The organism is Methanosarcina sp. 1.H.A.2.2, assembly GCF_000979975.1.
Classification (GTDB): Archaea; Halobacteriota; Methanosarcinia; order Methanosarcinales; family Methanosarcinaceae; genus Methanosarcina.
This window is the reverse complement of record NZ_JJQL01000017.1, coordinates 1-12088: the sequence shown is the minus strand read 5'-3', so window position 1 is coordinate 12088 and position 12088 is coordinate 1. Positions and strand designations below refer to the sequence as shown.

The following is a 12088-nucleotide window of genomic DNA, read 5'->3' as shown; positions in this document are numbered from 1 at the left end:
GATAAAAACCATAAATCAAGTATTCCTACCACTAATATAAAATTATTATTATATATATCGCGACAGGAAACTCTAATTATCTGCGGTAATTATCGGACAGCCTGTAAAGACCTGGGGGTTTTACACTCCTTTCTATAAAATCTAATTGCAGGCAAAGCTGAAATAGATAGGGTAAGGGATAGGCGAGCCAGAAATAAGATCAATTCAAGTTAAGATCAATTCAAGTTAAGATCAATTCAAGTTAATAATAGGTATAACTAGTGTTGAGAATATGCAGGCTCGAAGATCTGCCGAAAAACATTCCCTGAAAGAGGACGCTCGGAAAAAAACGGTTGCATCTAAATTATATAATCGGAAGAAAAGTTCACAATAGAACCGAGTCGTAGAAAAAGAATCTGTTATAAGGTATAAAAATCAAAAAAGAAGATTTTCCGGACAAGATCTGGAAAAAAAAGCTCTTCTGAAGATTTGCTTGAGAAATCTGGTTTTCCCTGTTTCTTTTCCGTCTTCACGAAGTTTGGTATGCCCTGACTGGCAGGAATTTCCCTGAAAAACCGATTTTTTTCTCGGGAAACTTTGGTCTTGATGTGTACCCTTTCTCTCCCATGCCTGCGGCAAAGTCCGACGAATGTCGATTTTGCTCTATGGGGCATCTTTTCAGGCTAGTCTTATTTTTATGCAGGCGTTTTAATTCTAATCCTAAGATATATTTATTATATATTATATACCTATTATTTTTATCATATTTCCTGATCTTTCATTATAGTTTTACACTTTTTGATTATAGGAATCCGCGTTTCTGATTTCAATTCCACATGGGGCACATTTTTGAAAATTATGCCTCTTCACCACACGATGCTGTTTTTCTTAATAACTCCGTTAACTTCCCAAAGGTGATACAGGATGAGGTTTTTTTCTATAATTATTTATCGTTAAGGATTCTGCAATTATTTTTCAAATCTGCATTTTGAAACGGCACAGATCTATCACGATTTATCATAAATTTCTTTTAGGTGTGTTTATATTTATGACCAGCTGAATGTATATTGAGAGGTGATGAAAGCATGAGAGAGATATACAGAGACCTGCTTTCATGTCTTATTACCTTTTTGAGGTTGCTTGGAGCAATGATCCTTCTCTTCCCGTTTGGGTGGGTTTTCATTCTCCTCGGGGTGTTGCCTGAGCCAAAATGCACAGTTCAAAGGCGGCATCTCGAAAAAATATTCTGCAACGTCAAAAGGTATTGATAGGACAGGTTTTTTTCTAGTGGGATTTCCCCAGGGAATTCCTCTTTAAAAAACGATTTTTTCCGGAGCCTACAGGTTGAGCACTGTTATTTCAGGCTTATAGTATGCGGTTTTCCTCGAATGCTGTTGCCGGCTATCCTCCTATAGTCATAATAGGTCTTTTTCAGCCTGAATCTCGGGAAAATTTATTTTTTATTTATTTTTCACTTAATTTTTTCTTTTTTTCATTCAGTTCTAACTGTAACTGATGAGATACCGGACTTATTCCCGTCAATTTGCTTTTTTTCTGTTTATCCTTTATATGGGCTTTCGAGCACTTCTCTGATCCTGGCTGCTGCTTTAGGCCCTATTAGTTTTACTTTTTTCAACTCTTCAGTGTCAGCCAGCATAATAGCCTCTACGGAGCCGAAGTGCAAAAGGAGGTTTCTGGCGGCCTTTGGCCCGATATTCGAAATAGAAGAAATAAGGTATTCCTGCTGCTCTACAAGGGAGCTGGCAGATTTCTTCCCGTGCGGATTGATTTCATGTTTGTTTTCTGTTTGCTCCCTCTTTGCGAGTATTTTCAAAATAGAAGCTGTTTCTTCCTCATCCCTGGAATAAAGGATGGCTACTCTAAAGTCGAGTGCAATGGATGCAAGTGAGCCGTAAATGGCGTTAGGGTTGATCTGCCTGGAAGTGAAAAGGTCTTCTCCTTCAATAATCAGGACAGGTTTTTCATAAACCCTTGCAAGGTCTGAAAGCTGGGCAAAGAGGTTGCGCTTTCCGTCGATCAGAGAACTTGCAAAGTCATCCGTGCGCTTTCTTTCTACTGCAAGACGATCGCTTACCACATAGTCCCCTACTTCGAGAGCCGCAAAGCTAAGTTCCATCCCGAGCCTGTCCAGGGTTTTTGCAACTCCGCATTTTGTCTCCCTGTGGTCGATCACTATTCTGAGAGGCTCGGTTTCGGGTTCTGTTCCGGATATTCCCGGTTTATTTACAGATTTCCTTCCGGAAAGAGCTTCGAAGTCTACCAGGGTTTTTTGCCTCTCTTTTGCATTTACATCTGCTTTTTCATTTTCGTCCTTCTTTCCAGTCCCATCTGCGCCTGTTTCCAGGTATATGTCTTTATCTTCCTCGTTTTTCCTAATATCCCCCGGACTGCTATTGAAACCGTTTCCGTCTTCATCCTCGTTTTCCATTTCGATTTCTTCCATTTTCAGCTTCGAGTCTGAATTACAGGATAGGTTTTCGAAATCCGAAAGTTCTGCACTCTTCTTTGAAGCCTTTGGGGTAAGAACTGTTTCAAGCCCGTGCATGCTGTTAAGCATCTTCTTTTCCTTGTTTTTGCTGCTCCAGTAGTAGGCTTCGTCCCGTGTGCCCTTTGTCACAAGCACAATTACTCTGCCTTTTTGCTGCCTGCCGGTCCTGCCCTTACGCTGGATGCTGCGGATTTCCGAGGGGATGGGTTCGTAAAATAACACCATGTCCGTGGAGGGGATATCAAGCCCTTCTTCAGCAACTGAAGTAGCTACAAGTACGTTGTATTCCCCTGCCCTGAATTTATCGAGGATTCCCGCTTGCTGTTTCTGCGTAAGTCCTTTGTCTTTATGCCGTGAACCCTGCCCCACAAAACGGATAGGGATAACTCCTGGAGCCTCAGAAAGGGCATTTGCCACTATTTCGGCAGTGTCCCTGTAGTTGGTAAACACAATTACCCGGGAATCAGGGTTTTCTTCCAGCTGTTCGGATACGATCTTCCGTGCAAGCGCGAGTTTAGGATGTTCGACATCACATTCCTTTACCCTGTACAGGGTTTTTCTCATATAGAGATCGTCCATGAGCCTTTTTGCAGCCTTGCTCGAACTGCTGGAAGAGGCTTCAGCCTCCAATTTTTCCAGGTACTTTCTTAGAGTCTCAAGCCCCTGTGTCTCCACCATTTCCACAGCATGGTTAACCTTCATCATCTCAGCAACCACAGACATGGCAGAGAAAATTGCAGGGTCTCCCCCTATACGGATTTTATCCTGGAGTTGTTTCTGGAGAAGCAGGAGGTCTTTTTTGGAGACGTATTTTCCACTGCCTGCAGAAAACCCCAGTCCTCTTATGATTCCGAGCCTATCATCCAGGATCTTCTCCAGATATCCCCGAATTTCGGCCATTTCGGCAGGAAGCTGGACCTGAAGCCACTCTAATTCTTTTTCCTGCACATAAGGGCGAACATCCCTGTCTTTCTCGGTTTTCACAGCTACATTTTCAACATGCAAAGCCTGACAGACCTCTGCGATTTTCTCATCTGAGCTGCCCGGGCTTGCGGTAATTCCTAGCACATGGGGATTTTTTGCGCTCTCAAAGTACTTTTCCGCAATAAAGGTATAAGCATAATTTCCGACTGCCCTGTGGGCTTCATCAAAAGTGATATGGCTGACGTCTTCAAGGCTGATCCGTTTCGTAAGAAGGTCGTTTTCAATAACCTGGGGAGTAGACACTATCAATTTTCCCTGTGCCCAGAGCTTTTCCCGCTCAGCAGGGGCAATGCTGCCTGTAAAAGCCAGAATTTCTTCTTCGGGAAGGGTCATCACCTTTTTAAAAAAAGCGGCATGCTGGTCTACAAGAGGTTTTGTAGGAGAAAGGATCAGGGCTTTTCCCCCGAAACGCTGGAGCCTGGAAGCAATTACGAAAAGAGCTATAATGGTTTTTCCAAGTCCCGTGGGGAGCACAACCAGGCTTGAGCCCTCCAGGGCTTTTCCTGCAAGGTTGAGCTGGTAAAGTCTCTGCTCAACTGTGTCGGGCTTTATCAATGGATGCTTCATACATGCCTGTTTCTCAGGAAAAAGACTCTCGTTCATTTTGCGTCAGGATTATTGTGTTTCAGATTTATCTTTGTTTCAGCCTTATCTTTGTTTCAGCCTTATTTCATTTCAAGGTTCTTTTGTTTCAAGGCTTTAATTCAATTCTAAAAAAGTAATATTAATCCGTAATAAAAAATAAAAGTTTTGCTGCAGGCTTCTCAGCCCGCAGCTCAGGAATTGCAGTATCCTTTATTTTAAAAGTTAAAAGGCTTGCCTGCGGATTCGAAATCTCTGCCCCTGTAGATCAATTCGTAGAGCACGTTTTCGATTCCGTCGATCGGGGCCCGGACCTGGCGCATGGCGTCCCTGTCCCTGATTGTAACGGTCCCATCTTCAAGGGTGTCGTAGTCCACGGTAACTGAGTAAGGAGTCCCGATTTCGTCGTTTCTCCTGTAGCGGCGCCCGATGGTCCCGGAGTCGTCATAATTGACAAGCAGGTTCTTTTCCCTGAGTTTTGCAATGATCTCTTTTGCAGGGTCTGCAAGCTCTTTACGGGTCAGGAGTGGAAGGACTGCTACCTGCACAGGTGCGACTGCACTTGAGAAATGCATCACAAGGCGGGCTTCCTCTTCCCCTTCTCCTTCATTTTCACCCTTTTCTGCTTCGGGTTCTTTTTCTGTCTTTTCTGCTTCTCCTGCACCTTTAAGTCCGGATTCGCCTGCCTTCTGAGCAACGTTTTCTTCGTCAAAGGCGTGTTCCATTACGCCGTAGAAGATCCTGTCTATACCATAGGAAGGCTCAATCACGTGAGGAATGACGTTTTCTCCGCTGACTTTTACGGTCTCCTCAGCAAAGTCCACCACATCGGTGCTGACTGTCAGTTCTTCCCCATCCACGGTGACCTTGATTTGATCTTTTGAGATCGAGAGCTCTGCTTCTGAAAGCTGCTTTAAGGCATCTGCAACGGCTTTTGCTTTGCCCTTGAAGAGTGGGCCGAGCTTTCCCATGTTTGGTTTTACAACAAAACGGGTCACCATTTTGGGCTCGTCGTATTCCACATAAACGTAGAGCTCGGTCTTGCTGACTTTTGCATGGGCTTTAAGGTCATAGTCCGTCCTGTCGGCAATTCCCACGATCTCTACCCAGCCGAAGCGTTCTGTCTCGATTTCAGCATCCCAGCAGTCGATTGCATAATGCGCCATCTCGTCTTTCAGGTGCTGTCTGAACCTGAGTCTTGCAGGGTCGATACCTACCTTTGTCAGGAACTCGTTCGTGAGCGCGATGTTGTAGCCCAGAACCTCGTGGGCAATGATTCCCTTTTCCACGGCCTCTCTTACGGTTATCCTGAATGGTTCGCCCTTCTGCTGTGCCTCCTGCGAATAAAGACTAAGTTCCCTGTCTGCAAAACGCTCAAAGTTGGGGTGTTTCTTGTTCCTGGGGTCAACGAAGATCTCACACTCGGCCTGCGTGAACTCCCTGAGCCTTATTACGCCCTGCCTTGGCGCAATCTCGTTCCTGTAAGACTTGCCGATCTGTACTGCTCCAAAAGGCAGCTTGTCCCTGTAGAAGCGGGACAGCCTCTGGAAGTCCACAAACATCCCCTGCGCCGTTTCCGGCCTGAGGTAACCCTGCCTTCCGGTGCCGGGTCCGATTGTGGTCTTGAACATCAGGTTAAACTCATAGGCGTCGTTGAATTCTCCGCCGCATTCAGGACAGGTGATCCCTTTTTCTTTTATGACCTGCGTGAGCTGTTCTGCACTCAGGGTTCCTGCCGCATTCATTACGTTTTCCACAAGGTGGTCAGCCCTGAATGCTTCCCCGCATTTTTTGCATTCGCAGAGGGGGTCAGAAAAGCCGCCCACGTGCCCGGATGCGACAAAAACATCTTCGATTCCTATGGTCGGGCATTCGATTTCCATATGCCCTTCCTGGATAACGTAAAACTCTCTCCAGATCTGCTCAATCCGTCTCTTTAACGTGCTCCCGAGAGGCCCGTAATCATAAAACCCACGGCTTCCGCCATACAGCTCAAAAGAGTTCCACAAAAAGCCGCGGCGCTTTGCCAGCTCGAATACCTTCTCGTACTTGTCCATTTTATAATCCTCGTGAAATTGATTGGGGGATATAGGGTAATTGTAAATTCTTGATTTGTCCGAAATATTAGATGGATAAAGGGAATCATTATATTAAATTTGCACTGCTCTGGGGCAGGTTGTTGAAAAGGTTGAGTCGGATTTTCCGGGGAGTCGGACAGAAATATAATAATAAAGTTGTAAAAATTCGGCAGGACTTGCTTTATTCTGAATTAGTTGGGAGAAGCCTCATGGTAAAGGCTGTCAACAAAGCACTTTGAAAAGGATTCCGAAGACCATTCAAGGAAAAGAATGGAGGTCCCTTGATACTCCCGCATTTCAACTCTTATCTTATGATAACCGGCAGGGAGATATATTGTTCCTGTTTTAGTGGTAGTGGGATGCCTTGCTGAAGAACTCGGCTCCTTAATGACAGTTGTGCCGTCAATATAAAGCTGTGCCCAATCATCTGAAGTCAGATAAAATGTATAACTGGAATTCTGCTCTATTTTGATAAAGCCTTCATAAACGACACTGAAAGTATCCAGCGTATTCAGGATACCATAAGGCCAGTTTTGGATGTCGCTGCCATGAATACTGGCGGCTAAATATGTATTTTCTGCAAACTTCAGCCTGGAATCAGTATGTTTAACTGCGGGGCCATTGAAATGCGTCCCCTGGTAATAGTAACCAACAATCTCTGGCTTGTATTCCGTATCATTCCCTGGCTTGTATTCTGTATCATTCCCTGGCTTGTATTTCGTATCATTCCCTGGCTTGTATTTCGTATCATTCCCTGGCTTGTATTTCGTATCATTCCCTGGCTGATATTCCGTATCAATCCCATTCATGAACCTGATTTCCTGGATGAAAACAGGTTTTTTGGTCCTGAGATCAATGACCTTAAATGTCACAAGGTCTCCTGCATTTATCGGTATCAAATTTCCGTTCCTGTCTTTAAGAGGCAGCAGTTTAATATCGCCTGCCTTCAAAACTTCAAGGTTTGAAGCCTCAAGGAGGTTATTCTTTCCGGCCATATCAAGGATTACGGAAGTCGTTGAATTGCTGAAGTCTATAGAGTCTCCCCCAAGGTGCTCAATTTTCAGCGTACTGGTGTTATATTCATAAACCCTGAGGTCTGCAAGCGGGGCCGGATCTAAATTATCTGGATTATTTCCAGCAAAAAAAGCAGATGCTATAAGAGCCACAATCAAAAAAACAATAGCAAGCATAAGAGCTGTTCCTATTAGTGGGGCAAGTCCAGCTCTGTTTTTCAGCAGATTTTCCGACATCATGTATATCTTTTAAACAAAAGTCATCAATCACAGTACGAAATATTATTACATTTATGCTGTCGGTTTTGGATCAAATTAAACTGTATTCCAGGGCCCAGGCATAAAACCGATCTTCTCGGTCAGTTTATATTACGAATCTTATAAATCTTCCAGTATAATAACCTATTATATATTTTTAAACACTGTTTATATACTTTTCTACTCTATAATGGACTTTCCACAGATGTCGGTGTACTTTTCTTTTACCTTATTTTGTCCTCAGCCGGATTTGCACTTAAATTTCGCTTTGCACGATAAATGCAGGTAAAGAATACATCTCCTTCAACGTCTTCTTTTTTCGATCCCGGGTTTATAAGCTATGCTCCGTTTTCGTGGCCTTTCCTCTTTTGCTATTAATATTCAGCTTTTTTTTCATGCTTGATGCCTGAAAGGTTCATTGGAGGGTCTGGATATTATTTGAGTTGTCATATAAAATTCTCTTATACAAGCTCAACAACTTTTAATATCACAAGCTTCTAAAGCTAGAGTCGGTGGGGTAAACTATGGCATTTTCAATATGGGGATGCCTCTTTGAGATTACGTCGGATAGTGTATACTACGCAGGGTGCCTTCGAACAGAAGGCTCCTTTTTGAGATAGAGTTGGGTAGAATACGTTATACACCGGGCATTTTCAAACAGAGAGTGCTTTGAGGTAACGTCTGATAGAATACATTATCAGTGGGGTTATGGTAAAAATGCTATTAAAAAGTTTAAAAGAAATCATAAAAACCGTAATAGAAGAGAAAAGTTTACAAACGGAAACGATTATGGAGATCGCGGAATGGGTCCATAGTCTGGAGTTTCTAACAATAAAGGTGATAATGTTTTCTTTAACTGTTTATCACCTGTATGAATACACTGTTCAAAATATATTTTGAACTGTATGTTAAAACTGTACTTTAAAACTGCAGTTAATATGGTACTGCAGGTTTGCCTCCTTTCGAGTTTGAATTGAAAAATCTGCTTTCTACTGAAACGAAATGTTTCCGGACTACAGTTAAGGGGAACCCTGTGGGGCACCAGTGGTCAGTTAAAGCAGACAGACGGCTGCCGCTTTTGTTATGGCAGGACTTATGCAGCTCAACCGTACTCATATGAAACGAGAACGAAAATGAGAAACGCAAATCTGAGGCCCCAAACGTTAAGGCAAAATGCTTTTTCAAAGCTCATGTCTGTCAGGTTCCGTTTCATAACTGTGTAAGTCATCCGTAGAAAAGGAGGCTTTGCTTCAATCATGGCTTCAAAACGCCTGGGGTTGAAACAATCTACATAGGGTGGATCAGACACCCTACTCTAATACCCCGCCTGTTTCAAAAACCCTCAGGTAAAAAAAGCTAATCGGAACTAAAATAACCGGTTAATAGCCATAAAAAGAAGCATTCTCAAATCAAAAATAAACCTTCTCAGTCCAAAAAGAACCAGGGCTCAGCAAATGCTAAACAAACAGCCCTGTGATTTATTTTTTGCTTCGGCACTTTTGCCGTTGCATTTTTTTGTTTTTAATTTCCCTCTCATGTTTTATTTCTTTCCCGTTGTCACTTTTTAGGCTTTGTCATCCGATTGGGATGACTGTCCTTCTATATGAAGCCCTTTTCCATAAATTTTAAATTATCCGGAAACTTATGGGAACGCTAATGGTCCCAAAAATTCTTGTTACAAATGATGATGGTGTTTATTCGACTGGCCTGAAAGCTGCCTTTGACAGTGTTTCGGACCTGGGGGAAGTTACGATTTCGGCTCCTTCTGTCCAGCAGAGCGGGGTCGGACGTTCTATTTCTATCTTTGAACCCCTCCGGATTACAAAAACCGATGTAGGAGGCGCACCTGCTTATGCTGTGGGTGGGACTCCAACAGATTCTGTAATTCTGGGCATCTTTACCATCCTCAAACAAATGCCAGACCTGGTGCTCTCGGGCTTTAACATTGGAGAGAACATCAGCACGGATACGATCACCACCTCAGGGACTATCGGAGGAGCCCTTGAAGCTGCAAGCTATGGCGTTCCGGCAATTGCCGCCTCCATGCAGGTGCTTGACGAAGGGCAGAAATTCGACGATCCCAGGGACTACCACAGAGAACGCTTCGAAGCCGGGATCAAAATCGTAAACAGAGTGGCTCGAAACGTCCTCAGGTACGGCATGCCTGAAAATGTGGACCTTTTAAACATCAACATTCCCTACCATGCCGAAGAAGACACCCCCATAGAAATAACCCGCCTTGCGCGGAAGGTCTTCAAAACTGATGTGGAAGAGCGGCGTGACCCCCGGGGTAGGCCTTATTACTGGATTGCAGGAGACCTTATCCGCGAAGAAGAGGAAGGGACCGATGTACATGCCATCATGCAGAAAGGGCACGTCTCAATAACTCCGATTACCCTGGACTCAACGGCAAGAATAGAGTTTTCAGAGATCGAAAAATATCTCTGAGCCCTTGAGCCCTTAATAGTCTCTGAAACAGAAGGAAAGGCTCACTGAAAAAAGAATAAAATAGCTTTTAAAAAAGAAGGATAAGATCTTTCCGGAGAAAATACTGGTTTTTCCCCTTTCAGCCGGAAGCCCCGTTTTATTCTTTTATTTTATTCTTTTTTCCGTTTTGTTTTTTGTTTTATTCCTTTTCTACTTTTATGGAAATTTCCTTCCATTCGTCGTCAATGGTGTGGAGCGACTCAACCATCGCTTTGATCACGTTTCCTAAGATTTTCTGGACAAACTCGTTCGTGGGAATTTTTCTGTCGTCTACTGAAAGTTCAATTTTCATTTTTTTCTCCTCCTTATTTTCCAGATTTTTCTTCTTTTCTTTCATCTACTTTTTTATGTCTTCTTTTGTCTTTTTCCTTATTTCTATCCCTATTGCAGGAGTACAGTAAGGTTTCCTCCGGCTTACTGCAAGCCTGAGAAGTTTTTCGATCTCTTCGGGGCTCTTTGCTTCCCGGGCATCAACAAGGTTATCGTGTACGAGCAGGCAGGGCTTGAACTTTCCATCGGCTGTGACCCTGAGCCTGCTGCAGTGGGCGCAGAACTCTGAGTTGTCCATTGGCCGCACAAATTCCACTTCTACTCCGTCGATAATGTATTTTTTCCGGTGGTGCAGGTGCCGGACTCTTACCTCGCTTGCCCGTTCCTCAAGGCTTTTTTCGAGGGTTTTTGAATCAATAGTATACTTTGAAAGCCCTGGGCCGATATTCATGAGCTCAATAAGCTGCAGGATAACATTTCCTTCATAAGGACGGATAAAATCCATCATTGCATCGATTTCATTGTCGTTTATGCCTTTCAGGAGCACCATGTTTAGCTTTACAGGTGTCAGTCCAGCTTCAACTGCGCTGTCGATACCTTTTATTACTTTCTCAAGAGAGCCCTTAGGAGCTCCGGTAATCGCTTCGTATTTTTCTGGGACAAGAGAGTCCAGGCTCACATTTACCCTGTCCAGGCCTGCAGCTTTCAGGGTTTTTGCACGCTTCTCAAGCATGATGCCGTTTGTGGTTGCCGAGACTTCTTTAAGGGAGGGGAGACAGGCAAGGATTTCTTCAAAGTCCTTTCTGAAAAGAGGTTCTCCCCCCGAGAACTTTACTTTGCGGACTCCGAATTTTTCTGCTTCCCGGACAATTCCGCAGATAAGTTCCGGGCTCATCTCGTGTCCTAAGGGGCCGCAGGTGCAGCAGTCTGCTCCTTCATTATGGCAGTACATACAGGCAAGGTTGCACCTTTCCGTGATGGATATGCGAAGCCCGGTTACTTTGCGCCCGTAAGGGTCAACCAGGATTTTTTCTTCTTTTTCTTTCGGAAGCAGGGAGTTTTTCCCTGAATTGTTGTCCTTCATATTTCCTCGGCGGATTTATATAATCGAGGTAATAATATTTTTCGGTAGAATCCTAATCTGATCATCTGGAGTGATCAAAAGTATAATGACTAAAAAGAATAGCTGCTAGCGATATGTTTCATCTACTATAATACATAATTGCAGCTAATATAAATCGATAGCGCATATTATTTCGGAAATTCGCGGAAGAAAAATATTGAAGTTTGATTCTTTACTCTGGCTTTCTTCAGGTTTAATTACTTTGGAGGGGTGGAGGGTCATGAATACCCCGCCTTGCAGGTCGGGGATGAAGTTAACTCTCGCTGGCTTTTCTTTTTGTTCCTTTAGTTCTATCGATCCGTTGGAAACGTGACCGCTTACGCAATCAAGCGCTATATTAAGGAACCGCAGAGGACACCGAAAGCCGAGTTTCAATCGCATAATTAAGGAAATCTATGCAAAGGAGAGTCAACGAGTTTTGATATATCCAAAAATCAGGTAAATTTACGATTTTAAAAATGTTAAAAAAGTTATCTGAAAAATAGTTACATCCAATGGTTGCATTTTAACTTTTTGTGCGGAGAGTGTGTCTAACCCTCCGGCACATAAGTTATTTTCTGGCCAATTGATTCTACTTATTCAATGGTCTTGTATAATATCTGCAGGGCTTACCTGTTCAGAGATTTTCTTATTAACATTCTTTTGCTGGAGTTTCTGCAACTTCCGGGCAGTCTTCTGCTTCCTCTGCTGGGGTTTCTGCAACTTCCGGGCAGTCTTCTGCTTCATCTGCTGGAGTTTCTACAACATCCGGGCAGTCTTCTGCTTCCTCTGCTGGAGTTTCTACAACATCCGGGCAGTCTTCTGC

At 43.5% G+C, this 12088-nt stretch carries 7 protein-coding genes and 1 pseudogene; 3 read left to right on the top strand and 5 right to left on the bottom strand.

The features are described 5' to 3' along the window. The first annotated feature begins 1064 nt into the window (after positions 1-1064). Complete coding sequence (locus EO93_RS03235; protein ID WP_048161106.1) at positions 1065-1247, top strand: hypothetical protein; 183 nt, start codon at positions 1065-1067, stop codon at positions 1245-1247. 290 nt (positions 1248-1537) lie between these two features. Here the strand turns inward: EO93_RS03235 and EO93_RS03230 are convergent, their stop codons facing one another. From EO93_RS03230 to EO93_RS03220, 3 genes are all read right to left on the bottom strand, one after another. Then, positions 1538-4075: a DEAD/DEAH box helicase gene (locus tag EO93_RS03230; protein WP_048161105.1), complete on the bottom strand. Its 2538-nt coding sequence runs from the start codon at positions 4073-4075 to the stop codon at positions 1538-1540. Between the two features lie 197 nt (positions 4076-4272). Further along, entirely contained in the window at positions 4273-6111 is a 1839-nt protein-coding gene (gene glyS, locus EO93_RS03225; RefSeq protein WP_048161104.1) for a glycine--tRNA ligase, read from the bottom strand. A 212-nt stretch (positions 6112-6323) separates the two neighbouring features. Further along, the gene (locus EO93_RS03220) at positions 6324-7385 is read right to left on the bottom strand and encodes a PA14 domain-containing protein (protein ID WP_082107542.1); all 1062 of its coding nucleotides are present in this window, start codon (positions 7383-7385) and stop codon (positions 6324-6326) included. Positions 7386-9047: 1662 nt separating this feature from the next. Between EO93_RS03220 and surE the strand changes: the two genes are divergently transcribed. Next, positions 9048-9851 carry a 5'/3'-nucleotidase SurE gene (gene surE / locus EO93_RS03210; RefSeq protein ID WP_048135481.1) on the top strand — a complete coding sequence of 268 codons (804 nt, stop codon included), beginning with the start codon at positions 9048-9050 and terminating at the stop codon, positions 9849-9851. Positions 9852-10029: 178 nt separating this feature from the next. Here surE and EO93_RS17870 read toward each other — a convergent pair whose 3' ends face one another. Next, complete coding sequence (locus tag EO93_RS17870; protein WP_200895052.1) at positions 10030-10182, bottom strand: hypothetical protein; 153 nt, start codon at positions 10180-10182, stop codon at positions 10030-10032. 45 nt (positions 10183-10227) lie between these two features. Then, positions 10228-11244, bottom strand: coding sequence for a GTP 3',8-cyclase MoaA (moaA, locus tag EO93_RS03200; protein ID WP_048135484.1), 1017 nt, complete (start codon positions 11242-11244; stop codon positions 10228-10230). A 327-nt stretch (positions 11245-11571) separates the two neighbouring features. On the opposite strand from moaA, the pseudogene EO93_RS18055 reads away from it, so the two are divergent. Continuing rightward, a pseudogene (locus EO93_RS18055) lies at positions 11572-11705 on the top strand (IS200/IS605 family transposase); the annotation flags it as partial. Positions 11706-12088 lie beyond the last annotated feature (383 nt).